Origin of the sequence: Bradyrhizobium sp. SZCCHNR1043, from assembly GCF_032489675.1 — a bacterium.
GTDB lineage: Bacteria > Pseudomonadota > Alphaproteobacteria > Rhizobiales > Xanthobacteraceae > Bradyrhizobium.
In genome coordinates this window covers 67,693-91,135 of the sequence record NZ_JAUEYN010000018.1, presented here as the reverse complement: position 1 = coordinate 91,135, position 23,443 = coordinate 67,693, and the positions used below count along the sequence as shown (strand labels likewise).

22 protein-coding genes are annotated in these 23,443 nt (G+C 65.7%); 7 read left to right on the top strand and 15 right to left on the bottom strand.

Annotated elements, in window-relative coordinates; genetic code table 11:
- The first annotated feature begins 22 nt into the window (after nucleotides 1–22).
- Nucleotides 23–421 carry a rhodanese-like domain-containing protein gene (locus tag QX039_RS29010; RefSeq protein ID WP_315735005.1) on the top strand — a complete coding sequence of 133 codons (399 nt, stop codon included), beginning with the start codon at nucleotides 23–25 and terminating at the stop codon, nucleotides 419–421.
- 18 nt (nucleotides 422–439) lie between these two features.
- Here QX039_RS29010 and QX039_RS29005 read toward each other — a convergent pair whose 3' ends face one another.
- The gene (locus tag QX039_RS29005; protein WP_315773602.1) at nucleotides 440–2,407 is read right to left on the bottom strand and encodes a methyl-accepting chemotaxis protein; all 1,968 of its coding nucleotides are present in this window, start codon (nucleotides 2,405–2,407) and stop codon (nucleotides 440–442) included.
- Nucleotides 2,408–2,559: 152 nt separating this feature from the next.
- Nucleotides 2,560–4,371 carry a translation elongation factor 4 gene (gene lepA, locus QX039_RS29000; protein ID WP_315735001.1) on the bottom strand — a complete coding sequence of 604 codons (1,812 nt, stop codon included), beginning with the start codon at nucleotides 4,369–4,371 and terminating at the stop codon, nucleotides 2,560–2,562.
- Between the two features lie 116 nt (nucleotides 4,372–4,487).
- Here lepA and QX039_RS28995 point away from each other — a divergent pair, with 116 nt between their 5' ends.
- On the top strand, nucleotides 4,488–6,092 hold the full coding sequence (locus QX039_RS28995; RefSeq protein WP_315773604.1) for a glycosyltransferase family 39 protein: 1,605 nt from the start codon (nucleotides 4,488–4,490) through the stop codon (nucleotides 6,090–6,092).
- Between the two features lie 47 nt (nucleotides 6,093–6,139).
- Here the strand turns inward: QX039_RS28995 and QX039_RS33120 are convergent, their stop codons facing one another.
- From QX039_RS33120 to QX039_RS28970, 6 genes are all read right to left on the bottom strand, one after another.
- On the bottom strand, nucleotides 6,140–6,673 hold the full coding sequence (locus QX039_RS33120; RefSeq protein WP_409998913.1) for a putative immunity protein: 534 nt from the start codon (nucleotides 6,671–6,673) through the stop codon (nucleotides 6,140–6,142).
- Between the two features lie 88 nt (nucleotides 6,674–6,761).
- Nucleotides 6,762–7,091, bottom strand: a complete 330-nt coding sequence (locus QX039_RS28990) for an HPr family phosphocarrier protein (RefSeq protein WP_315734997.1) — start codon at nucleotides 7,089–7,091, stop codon at nucleotides 6,762–6,764.
- A complete protein-coding gene (locus QX039_RS28985; protein ID WP_315734995.1) occupies nucleotides 7,088–7,489 on the bottom strand; it encodes a PTS sugar transporter subunit IIA in 402 nt (133 codons plus the stop codon). The genes QX039_RS28990 and QX039_RS28985 overlap by 4 nt, the downstream gene beginning before the upstream one ends.
- Before the next feature lie 195 nt (nucleotides 7,490–7,684).
- Nucleotides 7,685–8,146 (bottom strand): HPr kinase/phosphatase C-terminal domain-containing protein, encoded by a 462-nt coding sequence (locus QX039_RS28980; RefSeq protein ID WP_315773606.1) that lies wholly within the window; start codon nucleotides 8,144–8,146, stop codon nucleotides 7,685–7,687.
- Nucleotides 8,143–9,948, bottom strand: a complete 1,806-nt coding sequence (locus QX039_RS28975; RefSeq protein ID WP_315734990.1) for a sensor histidine kinase — start codon at nucleotides 9,946–9,948, stop codon at nucleotides 8,143–8,145. The genes QX039_RS28980 and QX039_RS28975 overlap by 4 nt, the downstream gene beginning before the upstream one ends.
- Before the next feature lie 228 nt (nucleotides 9,949–10,176).
- Entirely contained in the window at nucleotides 10,177–10,878 is a 702-nt protein-coding gene (locus QX039_RS28970) for a response regulator transcription factor (RefSeq protein ID WP_006611449.1), read from the bottom strand.
- Between the two features lie 214 nt (nucleotides 10,879–11,092).
- Between QX039_RS28970 and QX039_RS28965 the strand changes: the two genes are divergently transcribed.
- From QX039_RS28965 to QX039_RS28955, 3 genes are all read left to right on the top strand, one after another.
- Nucleotides 11,093–11,818, top strand: coding sequence for a HugZ family protein (locus QX039_RS28965; protein ID WP_315735716.1), 726 nt, complete (start codon nucleotides 11,093–11,095; stop codon nucleotides 11,816–11,818).
- A gap of 304 nt (nucleotides 11,819–12,122) precedes the next feature.
- On the top strand, nucleotides 12,123–12,437 hold the full coding sequence (locus tag QX039_RS28960; RefSeq protein WP_316219534.1) for a hypothetical protein: 315 nt from the start codon (nucleotides 12,123–12,125) through the stop codon (nucleotides 12,435–12,437).
- A gap of 109 nt (nucleotides 12,438–12,546) precedes the next feature.
- A complete protein-coding gene (locus QX039_RS28955; RefSeq protein ID WP_315734988.1) occupies nucleotides 12,547–14,160 on the top strand; it encodes a phosphoenolpyruvate carboxykinase in 1,614 nt (537 codons plus the stop codon).
- Nucleotides 14,161–14,320: 160 nt separating this feature from the next.
- Here QX039_RS28955 and QX039_RS28950 read toward each other — a convergent pair whose 3' ends face one another.
- The 3 genes from QX039_RS28950 to QX039_RS28940 all read right to left on the bottom strand — a co-directional run bounded on the left by QX039_RS28950 (nucleotide 14,321) and on the right by QX039_RS28940 (nucleotide 18,276).
- Nucleotides 14,321–15,139, bottom strand: coding sequence for a thioesterase family protein (locus QX039_RS28950; protein WP_315773608.1), 819 nt, complete (start codon nucleotides 15,137–15,139; stop codon nucleotides 14,321–14,323).
- A gap of 105 nt (nucleotides 15,140–15,244) precedes the next feature.
- Nucleotides 15,245–17,752 (bottom strand): glycogen/starch/alpha-glucan phosphorylase, encoded by a 2,508-nt coding sequence (locus QX039_RS28945; RefSeq protein WP_315753840.1) that lies wholly within the window; start codon nucleotides 17,750–17,752, stop codon nucleotides 15,245–15,247.
- A gap of 221 nt (nucleotides 17,753–17,973) precedes the next feature.
- On the bottom strand, nucleotides 17,974–18,276 hold the full coding sequence (locus QX039_RS28940) for a GIY-YIG nuclease family protein (RefSeq protein ID WP_315773610.1): 303 nt from the start codon (nucleotides 18,274–18,276) through the stop codon (nucleotides 17,974–17,976).
- A gap of 190 nt (nucleotides 18,277–18,466) precedes the next feature.
- Here QX039_RS28940 and QX039_RS28935 point away from each other — a divergent pair, with 190 nt between their 5' ends.
- Nucleotides 18,467–18,898: a hypothetical protein gene (locus tag QX039_RS28935; RefSeq protein ID WP_315753838.1), complete on the top strand. Its 432-nt coding sequence runs from the start codon at nucleotides 18,467–18,469 to the stop codon at nucleotides 18,896–18,898.
- Between the two features lie 105 nt (nucleotides 18,899–19,003).
- Here the strand turns inward: QX039_RS28935 and QX039_RS28930 are convergent, their stop codons facing one another.
- Nucleotides 19,004–19,822 (bottom strand): DUF2865 domain-containing protein, encoded by an 819-nt coding sequence (locus QX039_RS28930; RefSeq protein ID WP_315773612.1) that lies wholly within the window; start codon nucleotides 19,820–19,822, stop codon nucleotides 19,004–19,006.
- 188 nt (nucleotides 19,823–20,010) lie between these two features.
- Nucleotides 20,011–20,568: an orotate phosphoribosyltransferase gene (gene pyrE / locus QX039_RS28925; protein WP_315734978.1), complete on the bottom strand. Its 558-nt coding sequence runs from the start codon at nucleotides 20,566–20,568 to the stop codon at nucleotides 20,011–20,013.
- Between the two features lie 169 nt (nucleotides 20,569–20,737).
- Here pyrE and QX039_RS28920 point away from each other — a divergent pair, with 169 nt between their 5' ends.
- On the top strand, nucleotides 20,738–21,364 hold the full coding sequence (locus tag QX039_RS28920; protein ID WP_315734975.1) for a glutathione S-transferase family protein: 627 nt from the start codon (nucleotides 20,738–20,740) through the stop codon (nucleotides 21,362–21,364).
- Nucleotides 21,365–21,493: 129 nt separating this feature from the next.
- On the opposite strand, the gene QX039_RS28915 is transcribed toward QX039_RS28920, so the two are convergent.
- On the bottom strand, nucleotides 21,494–22,129 hold the full coding sequence (locus QX039_RS28915; protein WP_315734973.1) for a LysE family translocator: 636 nt from the start codon (nucleotides 22,127–22,129) through the stop codon (nucleotides 21,494–21,496).
- An 84-nt stretch (nucleotides 22,130–22,213) separates the two neighbouring features.
- On the bottom strand, nucleotides 22,214–23,413 hold the full coding sequence (locus QX039_RS28910) for a glycosyltransferase family 87 protein (RefSeq protein ID WP_315734971.1): 1,200 nt from the start codon (nucleotides 23,411–23,413) through the stop codon (nucleotides 22,214–22,216).
- Nucleotides 23,414–23,443 lie beyond the last annotated feature (30 nt).

The window sequence follows — 23,443 nt, the reverse complement described above, 5'->3', positions numbered from 1 at the left end:
TACATCACCGAATGGAGACCCAATGACCACGCATGTTACCGAAGTACCCGCCGCTCCCTCAGCGCTGGCGCTCCAGCATTTCGAGGCGATGCTCGGATTCGAGACCGATTGCTGGGACGTTCACGAGAGCCTCCGCGCGGCCGCTCCGGACTTCATCCTGGTCGACGTCCGCGGCCCGGCCTCGTTCGCGAAGGGCCACATCGCGGGCGCCATCAACATTCCGCACCGGACCATGACCGCGGAGCGGATGGCAGAGTATCCGAAGACCGAGCTTTTCGTCGTCTACTGCGCCGGTCCGCATTGCAACGGCGCCAACCGGGCGGCCATCCGCCTCGCGCAGCTCGGGCTGCCGGTCAAGATGATGATCGGCGGCATTGCCGGCTGGCTCGACGAGGGCTTTGCGCTCACGCCGGGCGGCTGAGCGCAAGCGGCCCGCCAGCTACGCGGCCTTGCGCAGGCCGGCGAGGAAGGTGTCGACGCTCTTGAACAGGTCGTTCGCACGCTTGCCGAGGTCGCGCGTGGCGACCATGACGTGGTCGGCGAGCTGGCGTGACTGCTCGGCGGCGTCACTGGCGCCGACGACGTTCTGCGACACCTCGTTGGTGCCGGACGCCGCCTGCTGGACGCTGCGCGCGATCTCGCGCGTCGCCGAGTCTTGCTGCTCGACGGCGGCGGCGATGGTCGCGGCAATGCCGCTGATCTCCTGGATCGTTGTGCTGATGCCGCCGATGGCAGTCACGCAGTCGGACGTCGCGGCCTGGATCGAGCTGACCTGGCCGGCGATCTCTTCCGTCGCCTTGGCGGTCTGGCCGGCCAGCTCCTTGACCTCGGCGGCCACGACCGCGAAACCGCGGCCCGCCTCGCCGGCACGCGCCGCCTCGATGGTCGCGTTGAGCGCCAGCAGGTTGGTCTGGCTCGCGATCGCGTCGATCAGGCGCAGCACGTCGCCGATCCTCTCGGCGGCTGCGGCGAGGCTGCCGACCATCTCGGTGGTCTGGCGCGCCTTGACGACCGCGGCATCGGCGACCTTGCTGGAATGCGCGACCTGGCGGCCGATCTCGGTCACCGAGGAGGCGAGTTCTTCGGAGGCCGCGGCGACGGTCGACACGCCGCTCGAGGCTTCCTCGGACGCGGCAGCGGCGGCCGCTGCACGCTGCGAGGTGCCGTTGACGCTGACGGTGATCTCGTGGACGACGCGCTCCATGTCCGCCGTGGCCTTGGCAACCGAGGACACCACGCCCTTGACGTCGGCCTCGAACCGGTCGGCCATCTGCCGCTGCAGCGCCTGTTTCTCCTGCTCGGCGCGGTGTTGCGTCGCCTCCTGCGCCTCGCGCAGGCTGGCCGTCTCGATCATGTTGCGGCGGAACACGTCGACCGCCTGAGCCATCGTGCCGAGCTCGTCCTTGCGCTGGCCGCCGGGGATCGCGACCTCGGTGTCGCCGCTCGACAGCCGGTGCATGACGGCGGTGATCGCGACCAGCGGGCGCGAGATGCCGCGGGCGACGAACAGCGCGACGATGACGGCGAGCAGCAGGATCACGACCGTGCCGATGATCAGCTGCTGCTGCGCGCTGCTGGCTGCGGCCTCATAGGCCGTGGTGTCCTTGATCAGCTCGAGCACGGCGATCGGGTCGCCGGCGTAGTTCCTGATCTGGCCGGCATAGACCGCGGCGGGCTTGCCGGCCAGGGTGGCGTCGCGCTGCAGCGACGTGCCCTTGAACACCGCGAGCACCTCGTCCGGCGTGGCGACGACATCGTCGCCGAACGTCGACGACAGCCGCTTCGGCTGCCCGTTGTCGATCCAGTAGACCGCGAGATCGATGCCGAAGCGCTGCTTGGCGCGCTCGACGAATTCCTTGCCGAAGGCGGCGCCGACGTCGACGGTCGCGATCACCTTGCCGTCGCGCACGATCGGCGTCATCCCGAAGATGCCGAGCGACAGCCGGCTCTGCTCGACGCCGGCGATCAGGCGGCCGGTCTGGTTGGCCTGCACCACGGTGATGCGGCGCTTGGAGGTGTCGTCGCCGAACACCTTGGGCTCGTGCACGCGATAGAAATTGGTGGCCGGCGGCGCCCATACGTTCACCAGCGGAATGCCTTGCGCCTTCAGCGATGTCATGGCGCCGCCGAGCAGGGCGCCCAGCGCGTCGCGGTCGCCCTTGAGGTAGGCATCGGCGATCGGCGGCAGCGCCGCCAGGGTGGAGCTGACCGCCAGCGCGGCGCGGCCTTCATAGTCGATGCCGGCCGACACGCTGTCGAACTGCAGCTTGAGTTGCTGCTCCAGCGCCAGCCGGGTCAGGGCGCGCTGCTGGATGACGGAGAAGGTGCCGAGCACGGCACAGGCGATGGCGACGGTGAGCGAGAGCGCGACGATGAGGCGGGCGGAGATGGACCGGAGGCGGGACATTCGGGGCATTCCTTGCTTTGCAGCAAGGGTCCCAGAATACCATTAAGGAACGAATACCGTAGTTGCACGGGAGCGCTGGTTCCGCTTTGGAATCCGGATTTTCTTCAGCCTATCGTGCTGATGAAACCGGGAGAAGGGAGCGGACCCGCGCCTCAGCTATCCACCTTGAGGGCGGCGATGAAGGCTTCCTGCGGGATGTCGACCTTGCCGAACTGCCGCATCTTCTTCTTGCCTTCCTTCTGCTTCTCCAGAAGTTTTCTTTTACGCGTGATGTCGCCGCCGTAGCACTTGGCGGTGACGTCCTTGCGCAGCGCGCGCACGGTCTCGCGCGCGATCACCTTGCCGCCGATCGCCGCCTGGATCGGGATCTGGAACATGTGCGGCGGGATCAGGTCCTTCATCTTCTCGACCATGGCGCGTCCCCGGCCTTCGGCGCGGGTCCGGTGCACCAGCATCGACAGCGCATCGACCGGCTCGTTGTTGACGAGGATCTGCATCTTGACGAGATCGGCCGGCTTGTAGTCGGTCAGGTGATAGTCGAACGAGGCGTAGCCCTTGGAGACCGATTTCAGCCGGTCGTAGAAGTCGAACACCACCTCGTTGAGCGGCAGGTCGTATTTGACCATGGCGCGGCTGCCCACGTAAGTGAGCTCCTTCTGATTGCCGCGGCGGTCCTGGCAGAGCTTGAGCACGCTGCCGAGATATTCGTCAGGCGTCAGGATGGTGGCCTCGATCCACGGCTCCTGGATCTCGGCGATCTTGACCACGTCGGGCATGTCGACCGGGTTGTGGATCTCGATCTCCTCGCCGTCGGTCAGCTTCATCTTGTAGATGACGCTTGGCGCGGTCGCGATCAGGTTGAGATCGAACTCGCGGGAGAGGCGCTCCTGGATGATCTCGAGGTGCAACAGGCCGAGGAAGCCGCAGCGGAAACCGAAGCCGAGCGCGGCCGACGTTTCCATCTCGAAGGAGAAGCTGGCGTCGTTGAGGCGGAGCTTGCCCATCGCGGCGCGCAGGGTCTCGAAATCATCGGCATCGACCGGGAACAGGCCGCAGAACACCACGGGGATTGCCGGCTTGAAGCCCGGCAACATCTCCGTCACCGGCTTGCGGTCGTCGGTGATGGTGTCGCCGACGCGGGTGTCCGCCACTTCCTTGATCGCGGCGGTGATGAAGCCGACCTCGCCGGGGCCGAGTTCGTCGACCTGGGTCATCTTCGGCGTGAAGAAGCCGACGCGCTCGACGTCATAGGCCGCACCCGTGCCCATCATCCGGATGCGCTGGCCTTTCTTCATCACGCCGTCGACGATGCGCACCAGCACGACGACGCCGAGATAGACGTCGTACCAGCTGTCGACCAGCAGCGCCTTCAGGGTGGCGTCGCGATCGCCCTTCGGCGGCGGCAGCCGGGTGACGATCGCCTCCAGCACGTCGGGAATGCCGAGGCCAGTCTTGGCCGAGATCATCACGGCATCGGAGGCATCGATGCCGATGACGTCCTCGATCTGCTGCTTGATCTTCTCGGGCTCCGCCGCCGGCAGGTCGATCTTGTTGAGGACCGGGACAATCTCGTGGTTGTTGTCGAGCGCCTGGTAGACGTTCGCGAGCGTCTGCGCCTCGACGCCCTGGCTGGCGTCGACCACCAGCAGCGAGCCCTCGCACGCCGCCAGCGACCGGGAGACTTCGTAGGCGAAGTCGACGTGGCCGGGCGTGTCCATCAGGTTGAAGATGTAGTCCTTGCCGTCCTTGGCGCGATAGCGCAGGCGCACGGTCTGCGCCTTGATGGTGATGCCGCGCTCGCGCTCGATGTCCATCGAATCGAGCACCTGCTCCTTGCCCGCCATCTCGCGGTCCGACAGCCCGCCCGTCATCTGGATCAGGCGGTCGGCGAGCGTGGACTTTCCATGGTCGATATGGGCGACGATGGAGAAGTTGCGGATGTTGGGAATGGGGGCGGTCGTCATGGGTCGCGCAGATAGCACCCCAAGCCCCCAACCAGCAACCATATTGCTGAATTTCCAGGGCCTTTCTTCACGGCAAGCTGATTCCCCGGGCGCTGAAAACAGGCTACCGAGGGCGGATGTCGAGTACCTCTCTCCCGCCTCTCGCGGCGCGCATGCGCGGCCGTCTCGGACCGCGGCGAATCTCCGCCTGGCTGGTGGCGCGCGCCACGGCGCCGGCAACGTCGATCTGGGTCGTCATCGGCTTCGCGGTGGTCCACGCGGTGCTGTGGACGGCGATCCTCACCAATCTGAAGGCAGCGCAGGACGTCCACATGGACGTCGCCGAGGCCTATGCCTGGGGCAGCCGCTTCCTGCTCGGCTACGGCAAGCATCCGCCGCTGTCGGGCTGGATCGCCGGGCTGTGGTTCGCAGTGTTTCCGGTCAAGGACTGGGCGACCTATGCGCTGGCGATGGCCGTGAATGGCAGCGGCCTCGTGATCGTCTGGCTCGCGAGCCTCAAGGTGGTCGACCGCCGCCGCGCCTTCTTCGTCGTGGTGATGGTCGCGCTGTACCCGATCTTCAATTTCAAGGGCTTCAAGTACAACGCCGACCTGGTCCAGCTGCTGACCCTGCCGCTGTTGGTGCTGGCCTATCTCAACGCGTTCGAAAAGCGCAGCGCCGCCTCCGGCCTGTGGCTCGGCCTCGCCGGCGCGGCGGCGCTGATGACCAAATACTGGGTGCTGACCATGATCGGCGCCATCGGCCTTGCGGCACTGCTGCACCCGGAACGGTTGCGCTTCCTGGCGTCGCCCGCGCCGTGGGTCGCGATCGTCACCATGCTGGTGGCGATGATCCCGCATCTGGTGTGGCTGTGGCGGGTCGATTTCGTCGCCATCACCTATGCCGGGGATGTCTATACGCTGTCGGACCGCGGCCGGGCCGCCGAGCTCGTGCTCGGCTATGTCGGCCACAATCTGGCGCTGCTGGCTTTGCCGGTGGCGCTGGCGGCGCTGGTGATGGCCTGGCCGCCGCGCTTTGCGTTTCACAACTGGCGCGGCGGTCCCAATCCCGGCGTGAATGTAAGCCAGGCGATCAATGTCTGGCTGGTGCAGGCGATCGTCGCCGTCGGGCCGCCTCTCGGCGGGCTCGCTTTCACGATCTACATGAAGACCGATTGGGGCATCTCGCTGTTCTTCCTGGTGCCGCTGGCCCTGGTCGCGATCCCCGCGCTGCGGCTGCGATCGGTCATGCTGCCGCGGCTCGCCGCCGTCTGGCTCGTCCTGTCGCTGCTCACGCTGATCGCCTCGCCCTGGATTGCCCGGCGCGAGATGGCCGCCAATCCGAATGGCGCGACCGGCTATGGCGCCCGTTCAGAGCTGGCACGGGAGCTGACCAAGGCCTGGCACGCCCGGTTCGGCTCGCCCTGGCCGCTCGTGGCCGGCTTTTCCGAGATGAACACGCCGATGACCTTCTATAGCCCGGACCACCCGCGGCCGTTCACGGTGCCCACCACGGCGGAGGAGACCTGGAGTTCCGGCCTGAGCACGCTGGAGGACCTCAAGCGCGAGGGATTCATCGGCATCTGCGACACCACCGACAACCGGATCGCGGCCTGCGAGGCCTGGATGGCCAAGGAGGCGCCGAAGGCTGAGCCGCTGGTGATGACCACCCAGCGCTTCTTCCACGGCCAGGCGGGCCCTGCAATCGTTTGGAAGGTGTATATTCAGGGACCGGGGAGATAGCTCCGCTGCCGTCCCGGCCAAGCGCTCCTGCGCGCGAGGCCTCCCGATCACCGGAGCAGGGTATCGAGCTGGCGGATCAGCTCTCCGACTCGGCCTCCGCCGGGCGGTGGACAAGGATAACGTCTGAGGACGTCCACGACCTCTTGAGAAGCAAGAAGCCGTGATCGCGCGAGGTAGTCAGCGCCGACAGCGGGAACGTCTCCGGCTGAGATTTCGAAAGCTCGCGCCGCGTGGCCGGCAGCTCCGAGGATGTGCTTGACCTGGGAAGGGTTCGGGAGGGGATGAAGGAAGCCGGCGCCCGCCGCGGCGAGGGCAGCGCGAGCGGCCTCATAGGCCGCGCGCAACCCCTCATCGCGGGCCTCGATTGCCGCCCGCTGCGCCGCCCACGCGCTATCCCGTAGGGATTTGCTCCGATTCCCACCGCTCGCAAAGCTCCGGGCGGCCTGTATTGCGGCTCGTGCACGAAGATCATCCGGTCGGTCGCATTCGAAGATCGCCAGCGCCGGAAGTGCAGAGAGGGCTGCGTATTCAGCCACGGCTCGCAGGTCTGCCTCGCTCAGCCGAATAGCGCTATTGGACATGCCATCCTTACCGCGTCGCTATGCGAGGATAGGCGCACATGGGGTAGAATGCCCCATTGCGGCAGGCGAAGCGAGGTTCGGGAGGCCCTCACACGCCTTCTTCGTGGAACTTGTCGTTCACCAGGTCGGTGATCGCCTGCAGCGCGGCCTCCGCCTCGGGCCCGGTGGCGGAGACCAGGATCTTGGTTCCCGGCGCCGCCGCCAGCATCATCAGGCCCATGATCGAGCGGCCGCCGACGGTCTCGCCGCCGCGCGTCACCCAGACCTCGGCCTGGAACTTTTCGACCATCTGCACGAATTTCGCCGAGGCCCGCGCGTGCAGGCCGCGCTTGTTGGTGATCAGCAGCTCTCGCGAGAGGGCTCCGGCAGGGACCGCCGGGCCGGCGACGTTGTCCTGCGGGGCGTCCTCGTCGCTCATTTGCCGGCGAGCACGCGGCTGGCGATGGTGACGTATTTGCGTCCTGCCTCCTGCGCCATGGCGATGGCGTCGGGCAGCGAGCGCTCCTCGCGCACCTTGGCGAGCTTGACCAGCATGGGCAGGTTGATGCCCGCGAGCACCTCGACCTTGGGCCGGCTCATGCAGGAGATGGCGAGGTTCGAAGGCGTGCCGCCGAACATGTCGGTGAGAATGGCGACACCGTCGCCGGTGTCGACGCGGTTCACGGCTTCGATGATGTCGCTGCGACAGAGATCGGAATCATCGTCGGCGCCAATCGTGACCGCTTCGATTTGTTTTTGAGGGCCCATGACGTGTTCCAGCGCCGCCTTGAACTCGTCGGCGAGGCGCCCATGGGTCACCAGTACCAGGCCAATCATCGGATACTCCTCGCGGGCGCCTTGGGTGCACCGCACGAACGCGCCACTTTGACCATCCGGAGCCCCCGCGCAAGAGGGCATATTCGCGAGCCTCCCGGATTCTGGCATACAGAATGGGAGCTGGCGGCGGTCTAATCGGTCGCGATAGTGGGGCTGATATGGTTACCAATTTGCTCCACACAATCGGCCGAAAGATTACCGGAACATGAAAGTCGGAGTGGTAATAAGCTCTGCTACAACCAACGGGAGGGGTGGAAAACCCGGCCCAACCGGTATGCGTGGCAATTTGATACCGTTGAGATGAATGCGAAGCGATTCGGCGTTCGGCAGGCGGGCGGCATCCTCGGCCATCAGGTCGACCACCAGCCCCAGTTTCGCCTCCGACACATGGTCGCAGGCGCGGATTCCAAGGCCGCGGATCTCGATCAGTCCGGCCAGAGCGGGTGCGGGACTTACCCACATTTCCCCGCCGCGTGTGGCGAGATGAACACGGTCGTCGCCCACCAGAACCGTCGGCGGCAGCTGTCCCGCGCGTCCGGCGAGCATCAGATCGAAGGCGAGACGGGATTTGCCGGACCCGGAGGGACCCCGGATCAGGACGGCCAGTTCCCCCACCTGGACGGCAGACGCATGGATGCTCGCCGCTTCGGTCGTCACGACGCCGGCAGCCGGACGATGAAGCGGGCCCCGGCCGAGGTCGGATGTCCGTCGGCGTCGACAGGGCCGGGCCGGTTCTCGGCCCAGATCCGCCCGCCATGGGCGTCGATGATCTGCTTGGAGATCGATAGGCCCAGGCCGGAATTCTGGCCGAAGCCTTGGTGCGGCCGGTCGGTATAGAACCGCTCGAAGATGCGCTGCAGGGCGTCCTCGCGAATGCCGGGACCGTCATCATCGACCGTGATCTCGATCTCCGAGCGCACGCGTCGGCAGGTGATGCGCACCTTGCCGCCGGCGGCGGAGAACGATTGCGCATTCGACAGCAGGTTGGAGATCACCTGGCCGAGCCGCGAATCATGACCGGGCACCGAGAACGTGTCGTTGGCGCCGCGGCCCTCGAACCGGACCTCGACGGCGACGTCGGTGCCGAGCTTGGTCTCGTTGGCGACCGAGGTCAGCGTGTTCAGGAGGCGGCGCAGATCGACCAGGGTCATGTCCTGGCGCTGCAGCTCGGCATCGAGCCGGCTGGCGTCGGAAATGTCGGAGATCAGCCGGTCGAGCCGCTTCACGTCGTGCTCGATCACGGCGAGCAGGCGGGCGCGGCTGTTGTCGTTGCGCGCCAGCGGCAGGGTCTCGACCGCCGAGCGCAGCGAGGTCAGCGGGTTCTTGAGTTCGTGGGCGACGTCGGCGGCGAACATCTCGATCGCCTCGATGCGGTTGTAGAGCGCGTCCGTCATGTCGCGCAGCGCGCCGGAGAGATGGCCGATCTCGTCGCGGCGGCGGGTGAAATCGGGAATCTCGACGCGGGTCTTGATGCGGCGGCGGACCCGCTCGGCACTGTCGGCGAGCCGGCGCACCGGCCCGGCGATGGTGCTGGCGAGCAAGAGCGACAGCACGATCATGACCGCGGAGGCAACGCCGCCGACCTTCAGAATGGCGAGACGCTCGGCGGTGACCATCTGATCGATGTCGTCGCCCTGCGTCGACAGCATCAAGGCGCCGTGGATGGTGCGCGAGCGCTGCACCGACACCGCGACCGAGACGATGACCTCGCCGCGCGAATTGACCCGGACCATGCTGCGCTTCTGGCCCTTCAGCGCGTCGGCGACTTCCTCGTAGCCGTTGCCGTTCTCGGGACCATATTCGCGGTACAGCGGCAGGTCGCCGCGATTGAGCCAGGTGCGTACCGAGATCAGCGCGCGCTCGACGAAGCCGGGCTTCTCGCTCGACGGCGGTGGCAGGTCGAAGCGCAGCACGTTCTCGAGATTGCGGCTATCGAGCAACAGGCCGCCATTCGGGTCATAGATGCGTGCGCGGGTCTTGGTCGGCGAGATCAGCGTGCGCAGCACCGGTGCGACGCGTTCCGGATTGATCGGGAAGTCGAGCGGCGAATATTCGTCCGGCGCGCCGTAGCTCTCGCCGGGCTTGAGATCGAGCAGGCGCTCGGGATCGATGGTGATGGTGTTGGTCTGCACGGTGGCCGAGGCGGCGATGGCGCCGGCGATGATCTCGGCCTGCACCAGAAGGCTCTGCGCGCGCGCATCGATCAGTCCGGCGCGGAACTGCGACAGGTACAGAATGCTTGCAACCAGTGCGAGCAGGCCGGCGATGTTCAGCGAGACGATGCGGCGGGTGAGGCTCGAGAACGACAGCGCAAACAGGAACTGTCCGGCGCGGCGCAGCCAGCTCAGCGGACGCTGCCAGCCGGAGACCTGCGGGGTCTCGTCCGCCGCCTCGGACGCGATCGTCGCCGCGGCGTCGTGGGCATTCACGGCTGGGTCAAGCTGCGTGCGATCGAGCAATGTGAGTGCTCCGATTCCGAATTTCGTAGGGGTCGTGCGGCGAATTCCCGTGAGAACTCGACTTGCCGCACCCGAATTCGCCGCAACAATGGCCCCGTTCCGGCATCTGCGCTCGGACAAACGCGCAGGAGGCGTAGCCTATCCAATCGAGACCGCGACGTCAGCGCGCAATTTCGCATGACGTCGCGCAAGGCAATGCTTCAGGTCCCTTGCTTCAGGGCTATCGTTTCAGGTTTCCTTGAAGCGATAGCCGACGCCGTAGAGGGTCTCGATCATCTCGAACTCCTCATCGACCATCTTGAACTTCTTGCGCAGCCGCTTGATGTGGCTGTCGATGGTGCGGTCGTCGACATAGACCTGGTCGTCATAGGCCGCGTCCATGAGCGCATTGCGGCTCTTGACCACGCCCGGACGCTGCGCCAGCGCCTGCAGGATCAGGAACTCGGTGACGGTCAGCGTGACCGGCTCGTTCTTCCAGGTGCAGGTGTGACGCTCCGGATCCATGCGCAGCAGGCCGCGATCGAGCGCCTTGGCGTCGTTCTCCTTCGGCAGCGCCGTCGGATCCTTCGGCTGCGAGCGACGCAGCACGGCCTTGACGCGCTCGACCAGCAGGCGCTGCGAGAACGGTTTGCGGATGAAGTCATCCGCACCCATCTTCAGGCCGAACAGCTCGTCGATCTCCTCGTCCTTGGAGGTGAGGAAGATCACGGGCAGGTCGGACTTCTGCCGCAGCCGCCGCAACGTCTCCATGCCGTCCATGCGCGGCATCTTGATGTCGAGGATGGCAAGGTCGGGTTGGCTGGTCCGGAATCCGTCGAGCGCCGATGCACCATCGGTATAGGTCATGATGCGATAGCCTTCGGCCTCGAGCGCGATCGAGACGGATGTCAGAATGTTGCGGTCGTCATCGACCAAGGCGATTGTGGGCATGAGCCTGCTTTCAGAGTCTGGTTAGCCGAGACACGAGAATCGAGCTAAGGGCCGCATAACTGGGCTTCGAACATGGTCAACGAGCAATGCAAGCTGGGCTGAAGTGTGACCGAGTTCCACAAATAGCATGGCAAAGTTTGTGCCCCGCCCAAGTTTGTGGTCCGTTTAGCCGAAAAAAGGCCTTCATTGCAACTGCTTGGACGAGGGAAAGATGATGTCTGCGAGCTTTAACCCTAACCGCGTGACGCATTCCCTGCTGCGCCGGAGCCGGCAGGGCGCACTTGCAACCTTGATGGTTGGCTCGGGCGATCCCTACTGCTCGCTGGTCAATGTCGCTACTGCGTCCGATGGTGCTCCGATCATCCTGATCTCGCGATTAGCCGTGCACACCAGGAATGTACTTGCCGATTCGCGCGTGTCGCTGATGCTCGATGAACGCGCGCCCGGCGATCCGCTCGAAGGTTCGCGCATCATGCTGTCGGGAAAAGCCGAGCAGGCCAGCGACGACAATCGCGAGATGCTGCGCCGTCGGTATCTCAATGCGCATCCGTCTGCTGCGGACTACGCGGATTTCGCCGACTTCTCGTTCTTCGTGATTCGCCCGTCAGGCACACATCTCGTCGCCGGATTCGGCCGCATCGTCGATCTCAAGCCCGAGCAGTTTCTCACGGATATATCCGATGCTGACGAACTGATTCTGGCAGAGCAGGGCGCCGTCGATCACATGAACGAAGATCATCGCGAGGCGCTCGCCCTCTACGCGACGACGCTGCTCGGCGCCGAAGCCGCGGAGTGGCGGTGTAGCGGCTGTGACCCGGAGGGATTGGATCTGATGGCCGACGGCAGGACGCTGCGGCTGGAGTTTCCCGAGCGCGTGACCACGCCCGGGGCATTGCGCAAGATGCTGGTGAGGCTTGCTGACGAGGCACGCGCGAAGTGAGGTGTAGTTCGAGCGGGCTTTGATGGCTGTGCTCATCGTCTCGTGATGAAAGACCGTGAAGTTCACCCATGAGCGCAGTTTGTAGTGATGCTCGATGTGCACGCTGCCTGTCCAGCGGAGGGTGAGCGCCGCGCGAACTCCACGGCGTGGGCGCTAGTCAGCTCGTTGACGTCGCGGCTGGGGTGAACGCGTGCGGCGTTGAGTGCCATGGACCAACGCTGGGACCATCGTCCCGGCTGGGAGAATCGAATCACGTGATCCTGCAAGCGCGAGAAAATCGTGAGTGGAAGCCGGCTGATCGCGCGTGGCGACGACACGGCTGATCACCGACACATTCCGTCGGCTCTGGCGGCGTCCCGTGATTGATTGCAGCGAGGCGCTGCGACAGGCGTTGCTGGATGCTTGGTCTTCGCTTGCCGGCGCGAATCTATCGATTCGAGTATCGTCCGTCCCTCTCATGAAATCCAACCGCGCTGATATATCTGTTGCGTTGCAGCATCTCGGCGAAGCGCAGGCGGCTGCCGCTGGAATGTGCATGACGCGGCAAAACATGAGCTACGTGCATCACGGCTTGCCAATAACCAATTGGGCCGGATCGTCTTGGCAAGACCAGCGTTGATCAGTATTAGGTCGGCGACCGCGCTTCGATAAGGCGATGTAACGGCAACGGTCACCGCGCAACGCGCGCGACTGCGCGCAACAGATGCGGGCTCTCAGGAGGGATCTTCGTGCAAGAGACGGGTATTCGCAACGGCGCCTTCGGTGCCGACAAGTTCGGCTTAAAGAACCTCAAGCAGGTGCACTGGAATCTCGGCGCTCCTCAGCTCTATCAGTATTCGCTGGCGGCCGGCGAGGCTGTGCTGTCGGCCGATGGGGCGCTGTGCGCGGATACTGGCGAGTTCACCGGTCGCAGCCCGAAGGACAAGTTCACGGTGCGCGACGCCTCCACCGAAAAGATGTGGTGGGCGGGCAACCAGGCGATCACGCCCGAGCAGTTCGAGGCGCTGCATCAGGACTTCATCAAGCACGCCGAAGGCAAGACCCTGTACGCGCAGGACCTCTATGGCGGCGCCGATCCCACCTTCCGCATCAAGACGCGCGTCTTCACCGAGCTCGCCTGGCACTCGCTGTTCATCCGCACCCTTCTGATCCGCCCCGAGACCATCGAGCTCGACACCTTCGTGCCGGAGCTCACCATCATCGACATGCCGAGCTTCCGTGCCGATCCGAAACGTCATGGCGTGCGCTCGCAGAACGTCGTCGCGATCGATTTCACCCGCAAGATCGTCCTGATCGGCGGGTCTTATTATGCCGGCGAGATGAAGAAGAGCGTGTTCACGACGCTCAACTACTATCTGCCCGAGCGCGGCGTGATGCCGATGCACTGCTCGGCCAATGTCGGGCCGAAGGGCGACACCGCGGTCTTCTTCGGCTTGTCCGGCACCGGCAAGACCACGCTGTCGGCCGATCCGAACCGCACCTTGATCGGCGACGACGAGCATGGTTGGGGCCCGTCCGGCGTGTTCAACTTCGAGGGCGGCTGCTATGCGAAGTGCATCAAGCTGTCGAAGGAAGCCGAGCCGCAGATCTTCGCGGCGTCGACCCGCTTCGGCGCCGTGCTCGAGAACGTCGTGCTCGATGAGGATACGCGCGTTCCCGATTTCGACGACGGCTCCAAGACCGAGAACACCCGCTCGGCCTATCCGCTCGACTACATCCCGAACGCCTCGCGCACCGGCCGCGCGCCGCATCCGAAGAACGTCGTGATGCTCGCCGCCGACGCCTTCGGCGTGCTGCCGCCGATCGCAAAGCTCTCGCCGGCGCAGGCGATGTACCACTTCCTGTCCGGCTACACCGCCAAGGTCGCGGGCACCGAGCGCGGCTTGGGCTCCGAGCCGCAGCCGGAATTCTCGACCTGCTTCGGCTCGCCGTTCCTGCCGCTCGATCCGTCCGTCTACGGCAACATGCTGCGGCAGCTGATCGCCGACCACAATGTCGACTGCTGGCTGGTCAACACCGGCTGGACCGGCGGCAAGTACGGCACAGGCTCGCGCATGCCGATCAAGGTGACGCGTGCGCTGCTGACGGCGGCGCTCGACGGCAGCTTGCGCAACGTCGAGTTCCGCACCGACAAATATTTCGGCTTCGCGGTGCCGACCGCGCTACCGGGCGTGCCGACCGAGATCCTCGACCCGGTCAACACCTGGAAGGACAAGGCCGAGTTCGACAAGACTGCGCGCGCGCTGGTCGGCATGTTCCAGAAGAATTTTGCCAAGTTCGAGGCCCAGGTCGATGCCGAGGTCCGTAACGCCGCGCCGGATCTGAAGCTGGCGGCGGAGTAGGGCTGCAAACGTCAAAGGGGGCGGTCGCGTTGCGGCTGACCCCACATTTTCCCGCTCCGCCCCGTTCAATGCACGAGAGGCGCGAGCTCAAGCCATACCCACAGCTGTCGTCCCGGCGAACGCCGGGACGACGCCGTTTTCTTGGCTTGCGTCCCGGCTTTCACGCCTTGAAATACGCGATCTGCGTCGTCGTCGCGAGCAGGCGGCCGGAGGGTGACCACAGCTCGCCATGCTGGTCCTGATAGCTGCGGTTGAAGATCTTGGCATCGGCCGTTGCGAGCACGTGCGTGATGTCCTCGGCCGCGAGCTCGTCCCGGCTGACGTGGAAATAGGTCGTCAGCGACACCGTGCCGAACGGCACCAGCTCGCCGCGGGCGTGGAAGACGCGGCCGAAGAAGGCGTCCGACATCGACAGCAGCGACAGGCAGTCGAGCTTGCGCGGCTTGCGGTCGGAGATCCAGAGCCGGGAATAGCTGCTGTGCGGCTCACCCGACGACGATGCGCCAAATGCCGGACGGCCCTCGATGAAGCGGAAATCGTACTGCTTGGTCCAGGACATGTTCGTGTCGGGATGACGCTTGACCTGGTCGAACGGCGGCGCCTCGGGCTTTGTGGCCGGCTGGTGCGACCAGGACGGCCGGCGCTCGGCGAACACGACGGTGGCGAGCGTCGCCGCGTCAGAGTCGCCCTGACTCAGCTCGACGCACCAATGTTGCGAGGAGCGGTTCGCTTTCACCAACCGCACGTCGAGATCGAACGGCCCTTCCGCGATCGGCGCGCAATAGTTCACCGTCACCGCCAGCGGATCGCCCTGGATTTGCGGATGTTGGATCAACGCGTGCAACACGGTCGCCGCGGTGACGCCGCCGAACGGCCCGACGAAGGCCCAGTAGTCCGGGCTGGTCCGCCCCTGCCAGCGGCTGTCGCCGGCAGTGACCCGGGTCGCCTCGTCGAACAGGTGAGCTGGCGGTTCGGTCATGCATTCCTCCCGACGGTCATCGTATGATGGCCGTCAGGTGAAACGCAATGGAAGGCCTCTGCAATGACGTCATGGGTCATTGCTGAAGGCGAGGGGAAGGGCCCGTCACGCCCGCTGCGCTTGCACCGGCGCCATCACCGGGCCGACCGGCACGTTCCAGATGTCGTCGGCATATTCGCGGATGGTGCGGTCGGAGGAGAACCACGCCATGCGTGCGACGTTCAGGATCGAGGCGCGGGTCCAGGCCGGCACGGTCTGCCAGCGTGCATCGATGCCGCGCTGGGCCTCGTAGTAGGAATCGAAATCGGCCGAGACCATGTAGTGGTCGAGATGGCGCAGCGCATGCGCGATCGGCTCGAACCGGCCGGGCTCGTCCGGCGAGAACGCGCCGGTCGCGATCGCATCGATCGCGCGCGCCAGCCGCGGTGACCGGTGGATCACGTCGGACGCGTCCAGCCCCTGCTTGCGGCGGAGCATGACCTCGTCGGCCTCCATGCCGAAGATCGCGATGTTGTCGGCGCCGACATTGTCGCGGATCTCGATATTGGCGCCGTCCAGCGTGCCGATGGTAAGGGCGCCGTTCAGCGCCAGCTTCATGTTGCCGGTGCCGGAGGCCTCCATGCCGGCGGTCGAGATCTGCTCAGACAGGTCGGCCGCGGGAATGATCGTTTCCGCCAGGCTGACATTGTAGTCGGCCATGAACACGACCTTCAGCTTGCCGCCGATCGCGGGATCGTTGTTGACGGTGTCGGCGACGTCGTTGATCAGCTTGATGATCAGCTTGGCGTAGCGGTAGCTCGCCGCCGCCTTGCCGGCAAAGATTTTCACCCGCGGCACCCAGTCGCGTTGCGGGTCGTCCTTCATGTCCTGATATAGCGCGACGGCTTCGAGGATGTTCAAGAGCTGGCGCTTGTATTCGTGAATGCGCTTGATCTGCACGTCGAACAGCGCGCCCGGATCGAGACGCACGTTCATGCGCTCGACGATCAGACGCGTCAGCAGCACCTTGTTGTGATGCTTCACCGCGCGGAACTTCTGGTGGAAGCTGGCGTCGGCAACGTAGCTCTCGAGGCTCGACAGCAGCGTCGGATCGTCGACGACGGCGTCGCCGCAGGCCTCGCGCAAGAGGTTCGTCAGCTTGGGATTGGCCAGGGTCAGCCAGCGGCGGAAGGTGATGCCGTTGGTCTTGTTGGTGATGCGGCCGGGATAGAGATGGTTGAGATCGTGGAACACGGTCTCCTTCATCAGGTCGGAATGCATCGCCGAGACGCCGTTGATGCGGTGCGAGCCGACGAAGGCGAGCTGGCCCATGCGCACGCGACGGCCGCTCTTCTCGTCGATCAGGGACACCGAGGCGCGGTAGTCGATGTCACCCGGTGCGCGCTGCTCGGCGAGCGCGAGATGCTGCGCATTGATGTGGTAGATGATCTCGAGATGCCGCGGCAGCAGCCGCTCGAACAGCTCGACCGGCCAGGTCTCGAGCGCCTCCGGCAGCAGCGTGTGGTTGGTGTAGGACAAGGTCGCGATGGTGATCTTCCAGGCCTCGTCCCAGCGGAAATTGTGCAGGTCGACCAGGATCCGCATCAGCTCGGCCACGGCGAGCGAAGGATGCGTGTCGTTGAGCTGCACCGCGGCCTTCTGCGCCAGGCTGCGCAGCTGGCCGTCGGAGCCGAGATGGCGCTTGACGAGATCCTGCAGCGAGGCCGAGACGAAGAAATATTCCTGGCGCAGCCGCAGCTCGCGTCCTGCCGGGCTCTCGTCGTTCGGATAGAGGAACTTGCAGATCGCCTCGGCGCGCGCCTCTTCTGCTGAGGCGCCGAGATAGTCGCCGGAGTTGAAGACGTCGAGCTTCAGCGGGTCTGGCGAGCGAGCCGACCACAGCCTGAGCGCATTCACATGCTGGCCGCGCCAGCCGACGATCGGGGTGTCATAGGCGACCGCCTGCACGGTCTCGCCGGGGTGCCAGATCGCGCGGTCGCGGCCCTTGTCGTCGACATGCTCGACGCCGCCGCCGAAATGGACGTGATAGACCACCTCTGGGCGCTGGAATTCCCAGGGATTGCCGAACGACAGCCAGACGTCGGGATATTCGTGCTGCCAGCCGTCGACGATCACCTGGCGGAACAGGCCGAAATCATAGCGGATGCCGTAGCCGATCGCCGGGATCTGCAAGGTCGCCATGCTCTCCATGAAGCAGGCCGCGAGGCGGCCGAGGCCGCCATTGCCGAGCGCGGCGTCCGGCTCGCATTTGCGCAGGTCCATCAGGCCGACGCCGAGATCGCCGAGCGCGGTCTCGAACACCTTCATCAGGCCCATGTTGTTGAGCGCGTCGGTGAACAGGCGGCCGATCAGGAATTCGAGGCTGAGATAGTAGACGCGCTTGCGCCCGGCGTCGTAGCTCTCCTTGTCCGCGGTCAGCCAGCGATGCACGATGCGGTCGCGCAAGGTCAGCGCCGCGGCGTGGTACCAGTCCTGCTGCGTCGCCTGGCTCGCTTCCTTGCCGATGGCGAGGCGAAGCTTGGCCAGGATGTCGCTCTTGATCTCCGCGACCGCCAATTCGTCGACGGGCTGGCCGATGCTTACGAAGCTGCGCTGGGACGGCTGATCTGTCACCTTGGAAACCTGTGATGCTACGAGGAACCGGTAAAAGCATACGATGGTTGCGCGCGGTCCGAAACCCGGGGAAAGGCTGGTCCGCACAGCTAGGTGATGGAAAATGATGCAAAAACGGGGCCGGAGTTCCGGGGGCGGAACACGCTGGCGGCTGGTTGCATATGCGGTGATGCTGAAAGGACTCTCCACATCGTCATCCCGGCGAAAGCCGGGATCCAGACTCACCGGCCGAAGATGAGGCCCGACAAGTCACTCCAATCGGGGCTGTCCCTTTCAATCAGCTCGACCTTCCAGTCGCGGTGCCAGTTCTTGAGCTGCTTCTCGCGAGCGATCGCCTCGATCGGAGTTGGAAAGCTCTCGACGTGAACCAGGCGAAAAACCTTGTACCTGCTGACGAACTTGGCGCCTCGCCCGGCACGGTGGTCTTCGAGGCGCCTTCTGACATCATTGGTGATGCCGATGTACAGCGTGCCATGATGCCCGCTGGCAAGAATGTAGACCGTCCATGCGGCCTGGGTGCTCATCGGTCCGTGCAAACCAAAGGGCTGCTGCGGTGGCTCTGGGTCCCGGCTCGGGGGCCGGGACGACGATAAATCAGCACTTCCTTTTTCCGCAAGAACAAATTAAGAACAATTCAGCAGACGATCGATTATCCTGATTGCGATTCGATCCGCCCCAGACAAACCGGCATCAGTGCATCCCGCGAGGACACCCATGTCCCATATCGCCTTCGATCCCCTGGCCCTGACCCGCATTGCCGATTTCGCGCGCAGCCTGACGCGGCTGCACAAGACGGCGCGGCGGCGGGCCGTCGACGACGACCAGATCGACCGCGCTTTCAACGCGGTGTGCATGTCGGTCTGGGGCTACACCACCGACGACATTTCCGACGACCTGTTCTCGGCCACCGACCACACCTTCCTCGATGGCCTCGACGAGGCGCGAGCGCGCATCTTCGCCGCGGAGCAGGGCTATGACCTGGTCGACGACGAGGGCATGCTGACCGATTGGTGGGGCTTCTGCTGGATGATCCTGGCCGAGAAGCGCGGCCTGCTGACGCCGGACAACCGCGCCGCCGCCCGCGCGGCGATCGAGGAGAAATATCTGGAAGCGCCGAACGTCATCGGCGTGATCGTCGCGCGCTAGCCCTGGCCGTCAGTCCCGGCGGACAGTGCGCGCTCAAGCTCCAGAGGTCGCTGTGCCGAGCCGGCCTGCACCGACGCCGGCGCTGCGCCTTGGCGCAGCGCGTGTTCAATTCACATCCGCCTGCTTCAGCCGGCTTGCGGCGGGCTTTGGCGCGATGCTCAGGGGCGGCGGTGCGGCGCTGACATTGACGTCCGCCGGCAGAGCCATGGCCTGCGCGTCTGCGCCGACCATGTCGGCGCGCACCGGCGCGACCTTCATCTCGCTCAGCTTGGCCCGCATGTCCGAGTTGAGCCCGGGATAGGACGCGACCGGCTTGAAGTCGGCCGGCTGGCCGCCGCTGCCGCGCGCGCCGGAATAGGCCACCAGCCCGTCGGCCGTGGCGACGACGTCCCCCTGGCGCAGCGAGGTGTCGAGCGACAGATCGACCGGCGCCAGCCCGGCCGGATCGCGGCCGTTGCAGGTGCAGTCGGCGCGCAGCGCCTGGCGATAGGCGAATGCGTTCTCGCTGTCGGCATAGCGTTCCCCGTTCGCCGCCGTGGCGTAGTCGATGTTGGAGCCGAAATAGATCTTGGTCGCACTGGCCGGGCAGAACGCCTGGCACATCTGCGCCGGCGAGGCGAGGCCGCGCGCCAGCGGAAAATAGCGGCCGTCGCAGGTGCGCACGCAGAACGCTGCCCCCGATCCGCCGCTCGCGGCGCGCGGCTGGGCGGGGGCCTGCGGGTTGGTGCCGAACGGATCGGCGAAGAGGCCGCCTTGCGCCGCCGGCCGCTGCGATTGCGGCTTGTTGAAGCCGCCGAACAGGAAGTCGAACAGGCCCTGGGCCGACGCCATCCGCGGCGCCAGCGCGCCGGCCGCGACGAGGCCGACCGTCGCCGCGACAGCGACGTGGCGGGACCTCCGCCGAAACGACAACACGCTACGCAACGCCCGCTCCATCGCCAGGATCTTCACCGCAAAGCCACGCCGTGACGCGGCAACCCGCGTCGCTCGATCATGTGCGATCGAACGCGCCTTGCCCAAGGCATGGCGCCATCAGCCTTGCGGTAACCTTAACGGGCGTTGGTAAATGAGCGGTATGCGCGGGCGGCGAATTGCGCCGCGCGCCAAGCGCCTCAGAGGAATTCGTGCGCCTTGAAGAGCGCCTGGAACGGCAGGCCGGCCTGGGCGAAGGTCTCGGCGGCGCCTTCCTCGCGGTCGACCATCGTGAACACCAGCGTCACCTCGGCGCCGGCCTCGCGCAGGGTTTCCACGGCCTTCATCGCCGAGCCGCCGGTGGTGGTGACGTCCTCGACCACGACGATGCGCTTGCCGGCCAGGGTCTCGTCGCGGGTTAGGCCCTCGATCGCGAGCCTGGCGCCATGCTCCTTCGGCTTCTTGCGGACGAAGAAGGCCGCGATCGGATGGCCCTTGATCCAGGAGATCTGGGCGATCGCGCCGGCGAGCGGCACCGCGCCCATCTCCAGGCCGCCGATATAATCGAAGCCCTCGTCCTTCAGCGCCTCATAGGTGAGCTCGGCGAGCAAGGTGGCGCCCTCCGGGTCCATCATGGTCGGCTTCAGGTTGAAATAGAAATCGCTCTTGCGGCCGGAGGCCAGCGTGACCTCGCCACGGCCGAACGAGCGCCTGCGGATGATCTCGAGGAGGCGGGCGCGGGAGGCGGATTTGGACACGGCGTTTTCCCCTGAGGGTGGATTCTTGGGTGGCGCAATCTATCGGGGGCGGGCGGCGGAGACCAGCCGCCACGATGTCCCATCAACAACGGTACGTTTGAAGCCGGATGCAGTTTCGAGCTAATGGGAGCCCGCGACCAAGCAAGGACGATTGGGAAGGATGCCCCGCATGACGATCGAGCTGTACACCTGGAACACCCCGAACGGGCGCAAAATCTCGGTCGCGCTGGAGGAGATGGGGCTGCGATACCGCGTCGTTCCGGTCGACATCACCAAGGGCGCCCAGATGGCGCCGGAGTTCCTGGCGATCAGCCCCAACAACAAGATTCCCGCCATCGTGGATCCGGACGGCCCCGACGGCAAGCCGGTCAGCGTATTCGAATCCGGCGCCATCCTGCTCTATCTGGCTGAGAAGACCGGGCAGTTCCTGCCGAGATCCCTCGCCGAGCGGATTCCGGTCTATGAATGGCTGATGTGGCAGATGGGCGGCTTCGGCCCGATGCCCGGCCAGGTGCACCATTTCATCGCGCTGACCAACGAGCAGGACCGCGCCTACGGCCTCAAGCGCTACATGGCCGAGACGGTCCGGCTCTATGGCGTGCTCGACCGCCGGCTGGCGCAGCAAGAGTTCGTCGCCGGCGCGCTCTCGATCGCCGACTTCGCCATCCTCGGCTGGGCCTGGCGCCACCCGCGCCACAAGGTCGATCTGGCCGACTTTCCCCACGTCGAGCGCTGGTACGATACCCTGATGGCCCGCCCCGCCGTGGAGCGCGGCATGGAGGCGAAGCTGGACTGAGAAGCTCATCGGCCGTTCTTTGCCGACGATGATTTCCGAGATCTTGCCGCACGCGCGGTGCCCCCTCTCCCGCTCTCGTCCGCCTTTGCCGGGAGGCTTCGGCGGACAAGGCGGGGGAGCCGATGCAAATCACCCCCGTCGTGCCTCCAGCGCCATGCGCACCGCAAGTCCCGCGAGCACCGTGCCCATCAGATAGCGCTGCACCAGCGCCCAACTCGGCCGTGTCGCCAGGAACAGGGCAATCGATCCCGCCGCCATGGCGATCATGGCGTTGACGCTGACGCTGATCACGATCTGGATCGCGCCGAGCACCACCGACTGCGTCAGCACGCCGCCAACAGCGGGATCGATGAACTGCGGCAGCAGCGCCAGATACAGCATCGCGATCTTCGGGTTCAGCAGGTTGGTGACGAGCCCCATCAGGAACAGCCGGCGCGGGCTGTCGATGGCGAGCTTCCTCACCTGGAATGGCGAGCGTCCGCCCGGCTTCACCGCCTGCCACGCCAGATAGAGCAGGTAGGCCGCGCCGGCGAGGCGCAGCGCGTCATAGGCGAACGGCACGGCAAACAGCAGCGCGGTGATGCCGAACGCCGCCGCCAGCATGTAGACCAGAAAGCCGACGGCAACGCCGCCGAGCGAGACCAGGCCGGCGGCGTGGCCCTGCGTGATCGAGCGCGAGATCAGATAGATCATGTTCGGCCCTGGTGTCAGCACCATGCCGAGCGAGACGAGGGCGAAAGCGAGCAGGGAGGATGTGTGCGGCATGACTGGTTCGATGATCGGGATCTCTGCCGCTGCTTTAGCGCGGACGATCACGCATCGTCATCCGGTCAATTGCACCGAGAGCAATCAGCCCGCCGCCGGCGGCGTCATGTTCAATGCAGGGGCGCGCCGGCTGGAGCGGTCGAACACACCGGCGATGCTCAACGCCAGCAGGACCAGCAGAATGGCCGCCGCGAGCGGCACGGAGTGCACGATCATGGCGAGCAGGCAGGCTCCCAGCGCGATCACGAGGCCGATCTCCAGCGGCGGGATCGGCTCGCCGGCGTCGCTCCGCGCCTTCCAGTGGATCGCAATCCCCGCCGCGACCATCGGCATGTCGTAGATCATCGCATAGGGCGTGGCGATGATGCTGCCGACCGCGACCAGCGCGATCGCCTGCTCCGTCATGCCGCGTCGCCAGGCATCCCAGACCATCACGACGATGGAGCAGGACAACAGGAGCTGAACCAGGTAGCCGATCGGCGGCGGCGCGCCGAGCGCGTGCAAGCCAGCGATGACCGTCGGCATCATGTGATCGAGGCTGGCCTGGTTGGCTTGCAATTGCGCCTGATAGCGCGGAAACTTCACGATCCATTCGAGCCAGATCCACGGATCGAGCGCAGCGCTGCTGACGACGGCGACGATCACGGTCGTGGCGATTGCCGAGAGGATGGCGCGCCAGTTGCGTGACGCCAGCAGCACGACCGGCATCAGCAGCACGAATTGTGGCTTGTAGGCGAGCAGGCCAAGCAGCGTGCCGGCAACGATCGGGTGGCGCGCGAGCAGGCGCAGTCCGCCGATCAGCAAGGCCGCCGAGAGAAAGCCGTTCTGGCCGGTGATCGCGTTGATCAGCGTCGTCGGCGCCGCGAGCAGCGCCAGAGAGGTTAACGAGCGCCAATCGCGCCCCAGCGTCGCCAGGCCATAAAGCGCGAAGGTGACCGAGATCCAGCAGACATAGGCCACCGGCAGCGCCAGCATGCCCAGGGGTATCAGCACCAGCAGGAAGGTCGGCGGATAGGGATAGGGAAAGCCGCCGCCGCCCAGCGTCGGATCCAGCGCCTGCTGATAGCGCGCGAGCGCAACCGGATCGTAGATGCTGGCGCCGGACAGCGCGGCAAATCTGCCGAACGACCATAGCCCGAAGAAGTCGCCAAACGCCGGCTGCGGCGACGACAGCGCCCAGCCGACGAGATAGGCGCCGTTGTAGAGCGCCATCGCGACCAGCAGGATCAGCACCGCGCGCCGGTCGCGCGTCTTGGGGTGAGCTGCGGATGAGATCGCGGTCATGGAGCTCTTCGTTCGCGCCCTCGGCGCAGT